This is a genomic window from Streptomyces siamensis (assembly GCF_039543605.1).
GTDB classification, from domain to species: Bacteria; Actinomycetota; Actinomycetes; order Streptomycetales; family Streptomycetaceae; genus Streptomyces; species Streptomyces siamensis.
Genome location: NZ_BAABKB010000029.1, coordinates 125,431 through 142,082, shown reverse-complemented (window position 1 = coordinate 142,082; position 16,652 = coordinate 125,431). Strand labels below are relative to the sequence as shown.

General features: G+C 70.1%; 14 protein-coding genes. 11 read left to right on the top strand and 3 right to left on the bottom strand.

The window, feature by feature from the left end:
- The first annotated feature begins 228 nt into the window (after positions 1-228).
- Positions 229-675 (top strand): DUF1772 domain-containing protein, encoded by a 447-nt coding sequence (locus ABEB03_RS30480; protein ID WP_345656105.1) that lies wholly within the window; start codon positions 229-231, stop codon positions 673-675.
- A 202-nt stretch (positions 676-877) separates the two neighbouring features.
- Here ABEB03_RS30480 and lexA read toward each other — a convergent pair whose 3' ends face one another.
- Complete coding sequence (gene lexA / locus ABEB03_RS30475) at positions 878-1,654, bottom strand: transcriptional repressor LexA (RefSeq protein WP_095937079.1); 777 nt, start codon at positions 1,652-1,654, stop codon at positions 878-880.
- Positions 1,655-2,173: 519 nt separating this feature from the next.
- On the opposite strand from lexA, the gene nrdR reads away from it, so the two are divergent.
- From nrdR to ABEB03_RS30460, 3 genes are all read left to right on the top strand, one after another.
- Positions 2,174-2,728, top strand: a complete 555-nt coding sequence (gene nrdR, locus ABEB03_RS30470) for a transcriptional regulator NrdR (RefSeq protein WP_345656104.1) — start codon at positions 2,174-2,176, stop codon at positions 2,726-2,728.
- A gap of 150 nt (positions 2,729-2,878) precedes the next feature.
- On the top strand, positions 2,879-5,782 hold the full coding sequence (locus ABEB03_RS30465) for a vitamin B12-dependent ribonucleotide reductase (RefSeq protein ID WP_345656103.1): 2,904 nt from the start codon (positions 2,879-2,881) through the stop codon (positions 5,780-5,782).
- 267 nt (positions 5,783-6,049) lie between these two features.
- Positions 6,050-7,210 carry a hypothetical protein gene (locus tag ABEB03_RS30460; protein WP_345656102.1) on the top strand — a complete coding sequence of 387 codons (1,161 nt, stop codon included), beginning with the start codon at positions 6,050-6,052 and terminating at the stop codon, positions 7,208-7,210.
- Between the two features lie 129 nt (positions 7,211-7,339).
- On the opposite strand, the gene ABEB03_RS30455 is transcribed toward ABEB03_RS30460, so the two are convergent.
- On the bottom strand, positions 7,340-7,873 hold the full coding sequence (locus ABEB03_RS30455; protein WP_345656101.1) for a TerD family protein: 534 nt from the start codon (positions 7,871-7,873) through the stop codon (positions 7,340-7,342).
- Positions 7,874-8,028: 155 nt separating this feature from the next.
- Here ABEB03_RS30455 and ABEB03_RS30450 point away from each other — a divergent pair, with 155 nt between their 5' ends.
- From ABEB03_RS30450 to ABEB03_RS30435, 4 genes are all read left to right on the top strand, one after another.
- Positions 8,029-8,634, top strand: coding sequence for a YdbC family protein (locus ABEB03_RS30450; RefSeq protein ID WP_345656100.1), 606 nt, complete (start codon positions 8,029-8,031; stop codon positions 8,632-8,634).
- Between the two features lie 104 nt (positions 8,635-8,738).
- Positions 8,739-9,398, top strand: coding sequence for a histidine phosphatase family protein (locus ABEB03_RS30445; RefSeq protein WP_028802307.1), 660 nt, complete (start codon positions 8,739-8,741; stop codon positions 9,396-9,398).
- A gap of 12 nt (positions 9,399-9,410) precedes the next feature.
- Complete coding sequence (locus tag ABEB03_RS30440) at positions 9,411-10,340, top strand: ADP-ribosylglycohydrolase family protein (protein WP_345656099.1); 930 nt, start codon at positions 9,411-9,413, stop codon at positions 10,338-10,340.
- Positions 10,341-10,816: 476 nt separating this feature from the next.
- Entirely contained in the window at positions 10,817-12,469 is a 1,653-nt protein-coding gene (locus ABEB03_RS30435; RefSeq protein ID WP_345656151.1) for a DUF4153 domain-containing protein, read from the top strand.
- 150 nt (positions 12,470-12,619) lie between these two features.
- On the opposite strand, the gene ABEB03_RS30430 is transcribed toward ABEB03_RS30435, so the two are convergent.
- On the bottom strand, positions 12,620-14,167 hold the full coding sequence (locus ABEB03_RS30430) for an MFS transporter (RefSeq protein WP_345656098.1): 1,548 nt from the start codon (positions 14,165-14,167) through the stop codon (positions 12,620-12,622).
- A gap of 173 nt (positions 14,168-14,340) precedes the next feature.
- Here ABEB03_RS30430 and ABEB03_RS30425 point away from each other — a divergent pair, with 173 nt between their 5' ends.
- From ABEB03_RS30425 to ABEB03_RS30415, 3 genes are all read left to right on the top strand, one after another.
- Positions 14,341-14,964, top strand: coding sequence for a TetR/AcrR family transcriptional regulator (locus tag ABEB03_RS30425; protein ID WP_345656097.1), 624 nt, complete (start codon positions 14,341-14,343; stop codon positions 14,962-14,964).
- Positions 14,965-15,127: 163 nt separating this feature from the next.
- The gene (locus ABEB03_RS30420) at positions 15,128-15,829 is read left to right on the top strand and encodes a ribonuclease HII (RefSeq protein ID WP_345656096.1); all 702 of its coding nucleotides are present in this window, start codon (positions 15,128-15,130) and stop codon (positions 15,827-15,829) included.
- 68 nt (positions 15,830-15,897) lie between these two features.
- Positions 15,898-16,524, top strand: a complete 627-nt coding sequence (locus ABEB03_RS30415; protein WP_345656095.1) for a hypothetical protein — start codon at positions 15,898-15,900, stop codon at positions 16,522-16,524.
- Positions 16,525-16,652: the final 128 nt, after the last annotated feature.

The following is a 16,652-nucleotide window of genomic DNA, read 5'->3' as shown; positions in this document are numbered from 1 at the left end:
CGGCCGAAGGTCGCCCACTTCACCCGCAGCCCCCACGCCTCGCCGGCGGGGGCCTCGTCGCGTTTGCCGCCTCGCCCCACGCGCGCACCGGCCCGCCGGAGTTACACCCGTCGATGCCTCCACACGCTTTCTTGCTAGCAGTGCTAGACATTCAAGCGATGCTATGTCTAGCATTGCCTCATCACCTAGCAGCGCTAGAAAAAATCGCGGAGAACTTCGGGAGTGGACATGCAGCACATACTGGCCATCGTCGCCGTGGTGGTCGTCGGCCTGATGGTGGGCGTGGAGTTCGCGGTGGCGGCCTTCGTCAATCCGATCCTCGACCGGCTGCCGAACGACGGTGGTCTCGCGGCTCGCAGTGACGGCGCCCGGGTGCTCGGCAAGGTCATGCCGTTCTGGTACATCGGGTCGGTCGTCCTGGGTGCCGTCTGGGCGGCCTCGGCGTGGGGCGACGCGGAGGCGGGTCTCGTGGTCACGGCCACCGCGCTGCTCGTGCTGAGCGTCCTGATGTCCATCGCTCTGCTGGTCCCGATCAACTCCCGCGTCGCCGAGTGGACCAGGGAGAGTGTTCCGGCGGACTGGAAGCGGCAGGTCGGCCGCTGGGACCGGTTCCACTATGTGCGGGTCGCTGTGATCGTCGCGGCGTTCGTCCTGCTGGTCGTCGGCCTGGCGTGACGAGTCGACGGCCGATCGCGGGGGACGGTGAACTCGCCGCAGGCCTCACGCGCGGCGAACGCGTACACCGGACCCGCGGCGGCGCAGGCGAGGAGCGTGTCCCGGCCGCGGAGGCGGTGAACACACAGGGCCCCGGAACCGGCGCAGTTGGTTCCGGGGCCCGGTCATGGGCGGGGCGGACCGTCTCGCCCCTCGCGGGGTGTTACACGCGGCGCAGGACGGCCACGACCTTGCCGAGGATGGTCGCCTCGTCGCCGGGGATCGGCTGGTACGCGGAGTTGTGGGGGAGAAGCCAGACGTGCCCGTCCTCGCGCTTGAAGCGCTTGACCGTGGCTTCGCCGTCGAGCATGGCGGCCACGATGTCGCCGTTCTCGGCCACGGGCTGGCGGCGGACGGTGACCCAGTCGCCGTCGCAGATGGCGGCCTCGATCATCGAGTCGCCGACGACCTTGAGGACGAACAGCTCGCCGTCACCGACCAGCTGCCGGGGGAGGGGGAAGACGTCCTCGACCGACTCCTCGGCGAGGATGGGGCCACCGGCGGCGATGCGGCCGACGAGCGGGACGTACGACGCGGCCGGCTTGCCCGCCGTGTCCGTGGGCTGCACCGACGCCTGGTCGGAGCCGCGGACCTCGTACGCGCGCGGGCGGTGCGGGTCGCGGCGCAGGAAGCCCTTCCGCTCCAGCGCCATCAGCTGGTGCGCGACCGAGGAGGTGCTGGAGAGGCCGACCGCCTGGCCGATCTCCCGCATCGACGGCGGGTAGCCGCGCCGCTGCACGGAGTCCCTGATGACCTCGATGACCCGGCGCTGTCGGTCCGTGAGCCCGGAGCTGTCCGCCCTGATGCCTGGAGGTCGACCCGGCAGGGAGCGCTTGGGTCCCTCATGATTCGCGGCTTCGTTCATCGCATGCACCGGCTCGAATCGGCCCTGGGAGCGGTCCTGGGCAGTGATGGTGGCACTGTCTGCGGTCGTGGTCACGTCGGCCCCTCTCGATGGTCTCCCTGCTGGACAACGGTAGTTGCTTTCGAAAGGTTGCGCCAAACACACGTTCGAGTGAAAAACCGTGAAGTAACTGACGTGATCATGAATCCGGGTGTATGGCTCGCACGGTACCTGGCGGACAAAAGGGCCCATTGCTGTACTCTTCACCGCCGGGGGTGAAGGCCGAGACAGCCGATGCGGGCGCCGACCAGTGTGCCATCCGGCGCCCGGTCGGCCGGGGACCGGCCCCCCTTCCGTGCGTCGCCCACGCTATCTCCCGGGTGTCCGTGATGGGTATGTCCATGCGGCACATGCCATTACGTGTGCGACACGCGCGTCGTGTGTGAATTTACGGACCGAGCCCCACATGTAGTGGTTGGATTGCGGCAGCGACCCAGAAGTTGTGGTCCCCCGGGTCTTCGGGCCCACGGGAATCGCCTATGCTTGGGGCTGCTTCGAGGGGCCCGTGAGGTCTCCCGAGGTCTATGAGTCGTGCTGTGAAGGAGGGTTGGAGCCATGCACTGCCCCTTCTGCAGGCACCCCGACAGCCGCGTCGTCGACAGCCGTACGACCGATGACGGCACGTCGATCCGTAGGCGCCGCCAGTGTCCCGACTGCTCCCGTCGTTTCACGACCGTGGAGACGTGCTCGCTGATGGTGGTCAAGCGCTCCGGCGTGACCGAACCCTTCAGCCGTACCAAGGTCATCAACGGCGTGCGCAAGGCCTGCCAGGGTCGGCCCGTCACCGAGGACGCACTCGCCCAGCTCGGCCAGCGGGTCGAGGAGGCGGTGCGCGCCACCGGAAGCGCCGAGCTGACCACGCACGACGTGGGGCTGGCCATACTCGGCCCGTTGCAGGAGCTCGACCTCGTCGCCTATCTGCGGTTCGCGTCCGTCTACCGGGCGTTCGACTCGCTCGAGGACTTCGAGGCCGCCATCGCGGAACTCAGGGAAGGCACGAGGCGGCGCCCCGCCGTGGACGACGAAGACACGGACGCGGAGCGCCCGGAAGACGACCGCGGGTCCGGAGGGGCCGTCCAGGTCCCCGTGCCCGCCACCGCCGCCGACTGACGGACGAGCCGACACGGATCGGCCCCGTCGGCGGCGACCACAGACCCGTTGCGGGCGGCCGCACAGCGGCGCGCGCAGCACCAGACACACACCGTGCCACGGGAAGAACGAGGCACTTCAGGGCGTTTTAGCCCGATACAGGGAGGCGGCATGACAGAGACGGCGAGCGGTCCGGCACGAGGTTCCCGCGCCAAGGGCGGGGCCAAGGGCAGCAAGGGACTGCGTATCGAGCGCGTCCACACCACCCCCGGGGTGCACCCGTACGACGAGGTGGAGTGGGAGCGTCGTGACGTCGTCATGACCAACTGGCGCGACGGCTCGGTCAACTTCGAGCAGCGTGGCGTCGAGTTCCCCGGCTTCTGGTCGGTGAACGCGGTCAACATCGTCACCAGCAAGTACTTCCGCGGTGCCGTCGGCACCCCGCAGCGCGAGGTGAGCCTCAGGCAGCTCATCGACCGCATCGTGAAGACCTACCGGAAGGCCGGTGAGGACTACAAGTACTTCGCCTCGCCCGCTGACGCCGAGATCTTCGAGCACGAGCTGGCGTACGCCCTCCTGCACCAGATCTTCAGCTTCAACAGCCCTGTCTGGTTCAACGTCGGCACGCCCCAGCCCCAGCAGGTCTCCGCCTGCTTCATCCTGTCCGTCGACGACTCCATGGAGTCGATCCTCGACTGGTACAAGGAAGAGGGCATGATCTTCAAGGGCGGCTCCGGCGCCGGCCTGAACCTCTCCCGCATCCGCTCCTCCAAGGAGCTGCTCTCCTCGGGCGGCAACGCCTCGGGTCCCGTCTCCTTTATGCGCGGTGCCGACGCCTCCGCAGGAACGATCAAGTCGGGTGGCGCCACGCGCCGCGCGGCCAAGATGGTCATCCTCGACGTCGACCACCCCGACATCGAGGACTTCATCGAGACCAAGGTCAAGGAGGAGGAGAAGATCCGCGCCCTCCGTGACGCGGGCTTCGACATGGACCTGGGCGGCGACGACATCACGTCCGTCCAGTACCAGAACGCCAACAACTCGGTCCGCGTGAACGACACGTTCATGAAGGCCGTCGAGTCGGGCGGCAAGTTCGGGCTCACCTCCCGCATGACCGGCGAGGTCATCGAGGAGGTCGACGCCAAGGCGCTCTTCCGCAAGATGGCCGAGGCCGCCTGGGCGTGCGCCGACCCGGGCATCCAGTACGACGACACGATCAACCACTGGCACACGTGCCCGGAGTCCGGCCGTATCAACGGATCGAACCCGTGCAGCGAGTACATGCACCTGGACAACACGTCCTGCAACCTCGCCTCGCTGAACCTCATGAAGTTCCTGAAGGACGACGGCAAGGGACACCAGTCCTTCGACGTCGAGCGCTTCTCGAAGGTCGTCGAGCTGGTCATCACCGCGATGGACATCTCGATCTGCTTCGCGGACTTCCCGACCCAGAAGATCGGCGAGAACACCCGCGCCTTCCGTCAGCTCGGCATCGGCTACGCCAACCTCGGCGCCCTGCTGATGGCGACCGGCCACGCCTACGACTCCGACGGCGGCCGTGCCCTCGCCGGTGCCATCACGTCGCTGATGACGGGTACGTCGTACAAGCGCTCCGCGGAGCTCGCCGCGGTCGTCGGCCCCTACGAGGGCTACGCCAAGAACGCCACCCCGCACCAGCGCGTCATGAAGCAGCACGCCGACGCCAACACCGCGGCCGTCCGCATGGACGACCTGGACAGCCCGATCTGGGCCGCCGCCACGGAGGCCTGGCAGGACGTCGTCCGCCTCGGCGAGAAGAACGGTTTCCGTAACGCGCAGGCGTCCGTCATCGCCCCGACCGGCACCATCGGTCTCGCGATGTCCTGCGACACCACCGGCCTCGAGCCCGACCTCGCCCTGGTCAAGTTCAAGAAGCTGGTCGGCGGCGGCTCGATGCAGATCGTCAACGGCACCGTGCCGCAGGCCCTGCGTCGCCTGGGCTACCAGGAGGAGCAGATCGAGGCGATCGTCGCCCACATCGCCGAGCACGGCAATGTGATCGACGCTCCCGGCCTCAAGCTCGAGCACTACGAGGTGTTCGACTGCGCCATGGGCGAGCGTTCCATCTCCGCGATGGGCCACGTCCGCATGATGGCCGCGATCCAGCCGTGGATCTCCGGCGCCCTCTCCAAGACCGTCAACCTGCCGGAGACGGCGACGGTCGAGGACGTCGAGGAGGTCTACTTCGAGGCCTGGAAGATGGGCGTCAAGGCGCTCGCGATCTACCGCGACAACTGCAAGGTCGGCCAGCCGCTCTCCGCCAAGAAGAAGGAGGACGAGAAGGCCGAGGTGACCGCGAAGACCGAGGCGACGATCCGCGAGGCCGTCGAGAAGGTCGTCGAGTACCGCCCGGTCCGCAAGCGCCTCCCCAAGGGCCGTCCCGGCATCACGACCTCCTTCACGGTGGGCGGCGCAGAGGGCTACATGACCGCCAATTCCTACCCGGACGACGGTCTCGGCGAGGTCTTCCTGAAGATGTCGAAGCAGGGCTCCACCCTCGCGGGCATGATGGACGCCTTCTCGATCGCGGTCTCCGTGGGTCTCCAGTACGGCGTGCCCCTGGAGACGTACGTCTCGAAGTTCACGAACATGCGCTTCGAGCCGGCCGGCATGACGGACGACCCGGACGTGCGGATGGCGCAGTCGATCGTCGACTACATCTTCCGCCGCCTGGCGCTCGACTTCCTGCCCTTCGAGACGCGCTCCGCGCTCGGCATCCACTCCGCCGAGGAGCGCCAGCGCCACCTGGAGACGGGCTCCTACGAGCCGACCATCGACGATGTCGAGGTCGACGTGGAGGGGCTGGCCCAGTCCGCGCCGCGCGCGCAGGAGCTGAAGGCCGTCGCCACCCCCAAGGCCGAGGTCGAGGCGGCCAAGCCCGCCCCGAAGCAGGCGCACACCAGTGCCGAACTGGTCGAGATGCAGCTGGGCATCCAGGCGGACGCCCCTCTGTGCTTCTCCTGCGGTACGAAGATGCAGCGGGCCGGTTCCTGCTACATCTGCGAGGGCTGCGGCTCGACCAGCGGCTGCAGCTGATCCTGGGCGCCGCTGAGGCGTGAATTGCCTGTGCAGGGCGGTGGAGCCGGTTCTCGGCTCCACCGCCCTCGGCGTTGGTGACGCCTGCCGCGTGGCCTGTGGCGGCGGCTGTGCAGCAGGCTGCGGCACCTCGTGAGGCGCCTCGTGCGGCGACCGGGCAACGGGCTGCGGCGCCTCGTGCGGCGACCGGGCAACTGGCTTGTCGCGACCCGGCCGTCGTGACACGCTGCGGCCCATGATCAAGAGAATCGAGTCCTCCGTCCGCCGATGAGCGAGACGACCGGGCCCGGACTGCCCGCAACGCGGACCACTCTGTTCCGCCATGCGCTCCGGTTGCATCAGCAGACGCCGGACGGACCCCTCCCGCGTGACGGCGAGCCGTACCCCGACGAGGAACGGCGCCGACGTGAACCACGTCCCAAGAGGCCGCGGGACACGAAGCTCGTGGGAGCCGACGTCGCCCGGATCCTCGACGCGCACTTCGCCGGACCGGCGGCCCCGCCGAGCGCGCTGAACGACCGCTTCCAGAGCATCCACGTACCGATCCACCACAACGAGCACATCGCCGCGGCCGCCCTGGCGGCAGGCGAAGTCCGCGCCCGGCAAGCGGGCCGCCGGCTGGTGCGGCACGGGACCGATACCCGCGCGGTCACGGTGGGGTTGGCCCTGCTCGCCGTCGTCGGCACCGTGGACGACATCCCGTTGATCCAGACCGTCGGACTCCTCTCCTGCACCTTCGGCCCGCTCGCGGCTCGGGCTCTGGAACGCCTGCCCGGCGGTGCGGAGGCACTGATCTGGCTGGCGGAGCGGGTGAGCGGCTGGGGACGGGTCTACGTGGTGGAGGCCCTGTGCCGACTCGTGGACGCGCATCCGGCCGTCCGGCCCTGGCTGCTGCGCAGAGCGGCCGACGGCGACTTCCTCAACGGTTACTTCGTGGGCCGGGTCGCGCAAGTGACCCGGCTCCACGAGGTCTTCGCGGAGTCCGGGGGCGACGCGGAACTGGTCGACCACACGACCCGGCTCCTCCACGCGATGACGTACTCCGACGGCATGGGCACTTCGCTGCGCCGCTACGCGCACGCGAACACGGTGCTGGAGGCGCACGTTCGCCTGCTCGGGCGGCTCGGGCCGACCGTCGAGCGCTACTTCGCCGCGGCGACGATCGCCCGGTACCTGACCGAAGAGACGCCCGTCGAGTCCGGGGAGACACCCGTCGAGTCCGGGGAGTCCGGCTCCGGGACGCGTCGGGAGCAGATCCGGTCCTCCTACCTCGCCCTGCTCGATCGCGAGGAATGGTGCGAAACGGCGCGGGATGGTCTCGCCGCCGAGGATGCCCGCCTCGCATTTCTCGCCGACGCCGTGGCGCCGGAGCTCGAACTGAGGGCCTTTCGCCGTGATCGGCCGGGCGAGTCCTCCGTCCGCCGATGACCGGGACGGCCCCTGAAGGGCGGCGCGGCCCGCAGCCGTGCCACCCTTCAGGCTTCTCACTGCGCTGAAGGGAGCGCGCTTCGGGAGATCCCGGGGCTGTAGGAGCACGACGGCCCCGGGAGGGTCCGCTCAGGCGCTCTGGGCGCTGCCCATGACCCTGGTGAAGGTCGCCGGGTCCGTGTCGTAGCCGCGGACACCGGGGTGGAAGGTCCACCCGCCCGCGTCGTCGCGCACGAACTCCCCGAGGGTCGCGGCGGTGGACCCGAGGACGTCCGCGAAATCGCCCTCCGAGAGCACCGTGTAGTTCTCCCGCATCCGGAAACCGGGGTTCAGCACCCCCACGAAGCTCTTGTGGCCGGCACGCTGCTGTATGAGGACGCCGACCACCACGCGCGCGTAGCGGCTGTTGAGACGGTCGAGCTCCAGGGTCATGACCTCGTCCCAGCCGAAGCCCTTGCCGTCCTTGCTGTCCCGGTTCAGATAGATGGTGCCGTCCGGCGAACGGCTGTCGAAATGCACTACGTACTCGGGTGTTTCGCTCTGCGCCTCCGCCGTGTAGGTCGCCGCGATGATGTCGAGATCGGTCGCGGGCTCACCCACGGGACTCGGATCCCACTTCACCGCCAGTTCGACCTTGCGGATGCCCTTGTTGAGGCCGTTCACCGGATCTCCCCTCCCCGTTCCCCAACTGCTCTTCGGCCCAACCGCCCTGCTGGCAGCGCCGATTGTCCATCGTGCCACGCGCGCCGGGGCGCTCGCGCGGATGTACTCCGCCGGAGCGTGACCGGCGCCACGCTCCGTGGCCTTACGATGGCGCGGTGCTGGTCAAGTGGATTCGCTGCACCGTGGTCGACCGCCGCGGTTTCGAACGGGGGCAGCGAAAGTGGGCGGGGCTTCTGGGGGAGCCGGGTTTCCGGGGACAGGGTGGCGGATGGAGCACGGGCCGGTCCGGCGTCGCGCACATCTTCGCCTTCTGGGAGAGCCGTGCCTTTTACGACTCCTTCATGGCCCGCTCCCACGACCGGCTCGCCGCCGCCCAGTCGGGCACCTTCAAGGACTCCCAGGTCAAGCTGTTCGATCACCGCTTCGACGTGAAGACCGGCTTCGAGCCGCGCTTCAGCGACGCCGATCTGGTGCGGGTCGCGCACTGCCGGGTCCACGAGGAACGGGCCGAGCACTTCGCACTGATGCAGGAGAAGGTCTGGAACCCCGCCATGGCGGGCTCGCCCGGCATGGTGCGGGGCCTCTTCGGCGAGGCACCGGGCAGCGAGTTCCTCGTCCTGTCGATGTGGCAGTCCACCGCGGAGCACGGCAAGTACCGCGCGGAGCGAGTGGAAAGGCTCGCGCTGCGCGCCCAGATCGAGGCCGACGTCGCGGCCCTCGCGGGCGACATCGTGCAGTTGGAGCCCGCCTGGACGGTCTGAGAGGGCTCCCGGACGTCGTCATCGCGTGGGGAAGCTGTGTGACCTACGCCGTATGGAGCCCGTACGGCTGCTCGATCCGCGGTGACACGATCTAGGGTTTTGGCATGGCACGACCACGGCGCATCGTTCTGGTCCGGCACGGCGAGTCGGTGGGCAATGCCGATGACACCGTGTACGAACGCGAACCCGACCACGCCCTGCCGCTCACCGAGAAGGGCTGGCAGCAGGCGGAGGAGACGGGCAAGAAACTGCGGGAGCTGTTCGGGCAGGAGCGCGTAAGCGTTTACGTGTCGCCGTACCGTCGTACGCACGAGACGTTCCGCGCCTTCCACCTCGACCCCGCGCTCGTCCGGGTGCGCGAGGAGCCGCGGCTGCGCGAGCAGGACTGGGGCAACTGGCAGGACCGTGACGACGTCCGCCTGCAGAAGGCGTACCGCGACGCCTACGGGCACTTCTTCTACCGCTTCGCGCAGGGCGAGTCCGGCGCCGACGTGTACGACCGGGTCGGCGGCTTCCTGGAGAGCCTCTACCGGAGCTTCGAGGCTCCCGACCACCCGCCCAACGTGCTCATCGTGACCCACGGTCTGGCCATGCGGCTGTTCTGCATGCGCTGGTTCCACTGGACGGTGGCGGAATTCGAGTCGCTGTCCAATCCGGGGAACGGGGAGACACGCATGCTCGTTCTGGGAGACGACGGCAAGTACACGCTTGACCGACCTTTCGAGCGGTGGCGTGACCCTGAGTCGTACGGAGCCACCGGATAGAGTGGCAGGGCGATGATCGCTGACTCCTCGACCGAAGGGCGCCTCGGCCGCGCCCTGGCCAGCCTGCGCGGACTCGCCGTGGGAGACGCGCTGGGCTCGCAGTTCTTCGTGCCCGCGAACTACCCGCTGCTCAAGCGCCGTGAGCTGCCGCCCCACCAGTGGCAGTGGACCGACGACACGGAGATGGCCTGCTCCGTGGTGAGCGTGCTCGCCGCGCACCGCCGTATCGACCAGGACGAACTGGCCCGCTCCTTCGCAGAGCACCACGACTTCGACCGCGGCTACGGCCCCGCGGTCAACCGGCTGCTGCGACAGGTCCGCGAGGGCGGCGACTGGCGCGAGCTCGCGTCCGCCCTGTTCAAGGGCCAGGGCTCCTGGGGGAACGGCGCCGCGATGCGCATCGCTCCCCTCGGCGCCTGGTACGCGGACGACCCGGAGCAGGCCACCCACCAGGCGGAGATCTCGGCCTATCCGACGCACCAGCACCGCGAGGCCGTGGTCGGCGCCATGGCCGTCGCCGCGGCCGCCGCACTGGCCGCCGACCCGGCGGGACCCCCGAGCCCCGAGGCCCTGCTCGACGGGGTCGTCGCGCTCGTCCCGCGCAGCGCGGTCGGCGCCGGTCTGCGACGAGCCCGGGACATGCTCGACTACGGGGACGCCGGGACCGTGGCGGCGGTCCTGGGCTGCGGCCGGCGCACGTCGGCGCACGACACCGTGCCGTTCGCGCTGTGGTCGGCCGCCCGGTCCTTGGGCGACTACGAGAAGGCGTTCTGGGGCACCGCGCAGGTGGGCGGCGACGTGGACACCACGTGCGCCATCGTCGGCGGCGTGATCGCCTCCGGGCAGGCGGGCGCGCCCCCCGCGACCTGGGTGGAGGCCACGGAGTCCCTGCCGGACTGGGTGCCGGGGGCCGCGTACGGGGCCGCGACGGGCGGCGCGTAGGTCCGTCTAGGGGCGCTTCCGGTGCCGGTGCCGGTGCCGGTGCCGGTGCTGCGGTGCCGGCCGGCGCGGTGCCGGGGGCCGCTGGGCGGGTCGCTGCGGAGTCACCGGGTGCCGTTGAGCGCTGCGAGTCACCGGGTGCCGTGGTGGGCACCGGGCGCCGGGCGTATCTGTCACAGGCTTGCTACAGCCACGCCGCCGCACCGCCGAGCGTCTTGCCCGTGGATACCCTGTGCGCCACGCGGCCCGTTGATCATCGCGGGCGAGCGCCGAACAAGACACCGGTCGTCAGCCTCCGCCGTCATGGCGTGCCGTGGGCTGTCCGCTGCCGGTTGGGAGGGGGTCCCGTGTCCGACATACCGTCCACGCCCGAGCCGATGGAGCAGGGGCCGCCGAAGCCGGGAGCACCGGAGGCGAAGGAAGCGAGGGAGGCAGAGGACGTCAGGGATCCGGCGGCGTCGACGGAACCTCCCGTGCCCATGACGAAGGCCACCGCCCCGGAAGACCCTTCCGACCGTGAGGACACCGGCTCGGACGCGGACGACGGCGGCGGCGAAGGCGCGGACGGCGACGGGGACGGTGACATGGACGGTGAAGGGAAGGGAGCCGCGGGCGGGGGCGCCGACTGGGCCGTGCCGCCGTCGCCCACTCCCTGGACGGCCGACCTTGGGGTGAGGGAGCCCGCCCCCGTGCGTACGGCCACGCTGTGGGCCGCGCTGGCCACCGGACTGCTCAGCATGTTCCTGCTCGGCGACGGGGTGGCGGTCAATCTCCTGCTGGTCGCCGTCCCGGCCGCCGTCGCCGCCTACTTCGCCGCACAGGCGGCGGGACGACGGATGCGCGCCTGGACGGTGGTCTGGGCGGCCGGAGGCATCGGGCTGCTGGTCGTTCCGGCCCTGCGTGACGCGGACTGGCCCTCGTTCCTCGCCGTCGTGAGCGCGATCGCGCTGGGCTCGCTCGCACTGCACGGCGGCCGTTCCTGGCCCGCCGTCCTGCTGGGCCCCATCGGCATGTTCAACTCCCTGGTCACCGGTCCTGCCTGGGGCTGGCGCGGAGTGCGTGAACGGTTCGGCGGGCGCCGCCGCAGTGTCGGTGCGGTGCTGCGCGCGCTCGTGGTCACCGCGGTCCTGCTGCTGGTCTTCGGGGCCCTCTTCGCGGGGGCCGACGCGGCCTTCGCCGATCTGCTGGGCGACCTCATGCCCGACGCGTCCGTCTCCGGCGGCCCGTGGCGCCTGGTGCTCCTTGCCTTCGGTGTGGTCGGAGCGCTCGCGGCGGCCCACACCGCGGCCGCACCCGTCCAGTGGGACCGGGTCCAGGTACCCGCCGGCCGCCCCCGCGGCCGCGTCGAATGGGCCCTCCCGCTGGTCGTGCTCACGGCGCTCTTCGCCGCCTTCAACGCGGTGCAGCTCGCCGTGCTCTTCGGAGGCTACGAGGCCGTCCTGAAGAAGACCGGCCAGACGTACTCCGAGTACGCACGCCAGGGGTTCTGGCAGCTGCTGCTGGTCACCCTCCTGACCCTGCTCGTCGTGGTTTTCGCGCTCCGCTGGGCACCCCGCGGCGACGCCCGCGACTGGACCCTGGTGCGGGGCGTGCTGGGAACCCTGTGCGCCCTGGCGATCGTGGTCGTGGCCTCGGCGGTGCGGCGCATGGACATGTACGTGGAGGCCTACGGCCTGACGCGGCTGCGGGTCTCCGTGCTGGCCGTGGAGATGTGGCTCGGCGTCGTCATCGTGCTCATCATGGCGGCCGGCGTGTGGGGCGCCCGATGGCTGCCGCGCGCGGTCGCGGCCAGTGCCGCTGTGGGAGTGCTGGCCTTCGGGCTCGTGTCGCCGGACGGTCTGATCGCCGAGCGCAATGTCCAGCGTTACGAGGAGACGGGCAAGTTCGACCTCGACTACGCGGGAAGCCTGTCCGCCGACGCCGTACCGGCGCTCGACAAGCTGAAGGAGCCGCTGCGTTCGTGCGCGCTGCGACCCATAGCGAACGACCTGGGGGAGAGCGACGACCCCTGGTACGCGACCAGTTGGGGCGAGGCCCGCGCCCGGGACATCCTGCGTGACCGGCCGCCGGCGACGGACGTGGACTGGTCCGCGTGCCACCGGCTGAGTATCGACGTCACGCACCTGCGCTGAGTGGGGCCGGGTCCCGCAGGGCGGAGGGGCCAGGCGGCCTCCGGTGACATGCACCGGAGGCCGCGGTTCGCCGTTCGTCCGGCGGACGGCCGGGCCGGGGTCCTCGCTGTCGGACCCCCGGGACCCGGCCCGGCCTCCGCGGCTCCCTCGTCAGCCCGCGACCGGTCCCGCCGAACCGGAAAGGGCCTCCAGGTCGCTCTTGCGGACCCTGATCACCAGCGCCGCGGTGATCAGCGCCAGCAGGGCCATCGCGGCCGCCGGGATGAAGGCGGTCGAGATGCCCTGGGCGAGCACCTCGTGGCCCCAGGGCGCGGGCAGCTGATGGGTCTTGGCGAACTCCGCCTTCTGCTCGGGCGAGCCGCCCGTCAGGAACTTCGGCATCTGCTTCTCCGCCTCGTCCCGGCTGGCCGAGCCGAAGACCGTGGTGAGGATGGAGAGCCCCAGCGAACCGCCGACCTGCTGCGTGACGTTGAGCAGGCCCGAGGCGGCGCCCGCCTCGTGCTGGGCGACACCCGAGACTGCGGTGACCGTCAGCGTCACGAAGTTCAGACCCATGCCGAAGCCGAACAGCAGCATCGGGCCGAGCACCCCGCCGACATACGAGTTGTCCGAGCTGATGAAGGTCAGCCACAGGAGCCCGAGTGCGACGAGCGACGAGCCGACGACCATGAACGGCTTGGGGCCGAGCACCGGCAGGAACCGCTGCGACAGACCCGCGCCGACCGCGATCGCGACCGTGACCGGCAGGAACGCCACACCGGCGGAGATCGGGCTGTAGCCGAGCACGTTCTGCACGAACAGCACGATGTAGAAGAACATGCCGAACATCGCCGCGGCCAGGCTCAGCATGATCAGATACGTGCCCGACCGGTTGCGGTCGGCGAACATCTTCAGCGGGGTGATGGGTTCCTTCGCGCGGGTCTCGACGATCACGAAGGCCACCAGCAGCACCACGGCCGCACCGAACGACCCGATGGTGAGGCTGTCCCGCCAGCCCTCCTCCGCGGCGCGGATGAAGCCGTAGACCAGGGACGCCATGCCCGCCGTCGAGGTGAGGGCACCCGCGATGTCGAAGCGTCCGGGGTGGCGTTCGGACTCGCTGATGTACATCGGTGCGAGCACCGCGATCAGAACACCGATGGGCACGTTGACGAAGAGGACCCAGCGCCAGTCGAGCCACTCGGTGAGCATGCCGCCGGCCAGCAGACCGACGGCGCCACCGCCGGCGGAGACCGTGGCGAAGACGGCGAACGCCCGGTTCCGCTCCGGGCCCTCGGGGAACGTGGTGGTGATGAGCGCCAGCGAGGTCGGTGACGCGATCGCGCCACCGACGCCTTGCAGGGCACGGGCGGCCAGCAATTGCCAGGGTTCCTGGGCGAGTCCACCGAGCAGCGAGGCGAAGGTGAACAGCAGGATGCCAGTCATGAAGACCCGGCGCCTGCCGAGGATGTCACCGGCGCGGGCGCCGAGAAGCAGCAGGCCACCGAAGGTGAGGGTGTACGCGCTGATCACCCATGTCAGATCGGTCGTGCTGAATTTGAGCGCGTCTTGAATGTGCGGGAGCGCGATGTTCACAATCGTCGCGTCGAGTACCACCATGAGTTGGCAGGCCGCGATGACGGTGAGCGCGATACCGGGGTGCCCCTCCCGGCGGGCCGCTCCTGGCTTTGATTCCTGTATCAACTGAGAGGTTGTCACTATGGGTCCCCCACAAGTGCGTTAGTGAACGCTCGCGTTCACTGTCGCGTCAACGGTAGTGAGTCCCCGACAGTGAACGCAAGCGTTCACTGAAGTCGCTGCCATGTGGCGTCAACTCGACCGCGCAAACCCCCCGAAAAAGCCGCTCCCCCCTGCACAACGGAGACAGTCAGATGGTTAGTTCGCGTTGGACGGCCGCCCCCGCTCAGGCGGCCTCCCCGCGTCGGCGTGGTGCCGTACTCGAACGCGCGATCCTGGAGGCCGCGCTGGAGCAGCTCGGCACGGTCGGCTGGAACGGGCTCACGATGGAGGGCGTCGCGGCGCGCGCCCAGACCGGCAAGGCCGCGGTCTACCGTCGCTGGCCGTCCAAGGAGGATCTCGTCGCCGACGCGCTCCAGGCCGGGCTGCCGAACCAGGCCGAGGCGCCCGACCTCGGGAGTGTCCGGGAGGACCTGCTGGAGCTGTGCCGGCGGGTGCGGGACGCGATGTTCTCGCAGCCCGGATTCGCGCTGCGATCGGTCCTTTACGAATGCGACGCGTCGCAGGCCGAACGCTTCCACCGAGTGATCATCGGCGGGGTCGTCGAGCCGACCATGCATCTGCTGCGTGAGGTCATCGACCGCGGAATCGAGCGGGGAGAGGTGCGTCCCGACGCCGCCAACTCCTACGTCTTCGATGCCATCCCGGCGATGATGATGTACCGCTCCAAGGTGTGCGCGAGCGAATGGAGCGACGAGGACCTGTCGGAGATGATCGACCAGCTGATGGTCCCGCTGCTGCGCGGCCCGGCCGCCTGAGTGGTCCCTCGGCGGCGGCCGGGGAGGCATTCGCCCGAGGCTCCCGGGGAGGCCCGTTCGGGCGGCCGAGCGACAGTCGTGGCGACCCCCGTCCCGACCCCCGCGTCGCTCGGGCAAACCTGGGTGTCGCGAGGGGCTCCGGGCGGCGTAGGCTGAGGGCGCCATGCCGTACGAACCACCCACTCACACCGTCGAGCGCTCCCTCCGCGCAACGACCGGAGCGAAGATCATTGCCGGTGTCGACGAGGTGGGACGCGGTGCCTGGGCAGGCCCCGTCACCGTCTGCGCCGCCGTGACCGGACTGCGCCGGCCGCCCGAGGGTCTCACCGACTCCAAGCTCCTGACCGTCAAGCGGCGGACCGCGCTCGCGGCGGAACTGGAGACGTGGGTGACGTCGTACGCCCTCGGGCACTCCTCCCCGGAGGAGATCGACGACCTCGGCATGACGGCCGCACTGCGCCTCGCCGCCGTGCGTGCCCTGGAAGCCCTGCCGGTCCGTCCCGACGCGGTCATCCTCGACGGGAAGCACGACTACCTGGGTGCTCCCTGGCGGGTCCGCACGGTGATCAAGGGCGACCGGTCGTGCGTCGCTGTCGCGGCTGCTTCGGTGATCGCCAAGGTCCAGCGCGACAAAATGATGGCCGAACTGGGCATCGACCATGCAGACTTCGGTTTTGCGGCCAACGCCGGGTACCCGTCACCGGTCCACAAGGCCGCGCTGGAGGAGCGGGGGCCCACCCCGTACCACCGGTTGTCATGGGCGTATCTTGATGCGCTGCCCCAGTGGCGGCACCTCAAGAAGGTCCGCAGCTGGGCGGACGGAAGCGTTCCGGAGATCGAGGGTCAGCTCGGCTTCGATTTCTGACGATTCCGCTCGCACTCATGTGCCACCCGCCGACGCGAGTCGCACCGGCGTTTGATAGATATCAGCTCATGCCTCTCATTCCCGAGGAGCCTCAGATTCACGAGAGTGCCCAGGGTCCCCGCGTCACTCCGGCCACCGGCCGCAGCGCGCAGACCCCCCGCCCCGTACCCGGCCCCCGTCCCGCGGCACCGCCGCGTCCCGGCCGTCCGGGTCCTGTCCGGCCGATGCCGGCGCAACGCACGCCGCGCGAGTCGGCCGTGCCCACGCCGGGACCGTCCGCCCCGAAGGCCGCAGCCGCTGCGGTCGCCCCGCAGATCCAGCTGATCCCGGCCTCGGCCGAGGGTGCGCTGGACGCCGCCGAAGAGGCCGTCGACCTGCTGCTGGAGTCGGGCCGCGCTCCGGGTGAGGTGCTGGTGATCACCACCGGCGACCCGCACCCGTGGGCCGCGCACGAGCTCTCCTTCGGCGAGGCCGCGTACTGGAAGCAGCACGACGCGGGCGACGACGTCTTCTACGCCGACGCCTCCGTCGCCGGCCGGGCCGCGACCCGTCCCGTGGTCGTGGTCGCGGTCAACGGCGGTCCCGACACCGCTGCCGCCACCGCGCTGCCCCTGGCCCACGGCCGGGCCGGTGCCCTGCTGATCGTCTGCGGCGACCCGCAGCAGATCAACTCGGTGCTGGGCGCGGGCGTCTGACCGACTTCCGGGCACGGTCCGGGAATCGTTCGGAGGGACGCTGAGGGTGCCGCCGCGGCGGCACCTGTACGGCGGTCCTGGTCGCGGCGAGACCTGCACGGCGGTCATTTCGGCGTACCCGCGCGCGG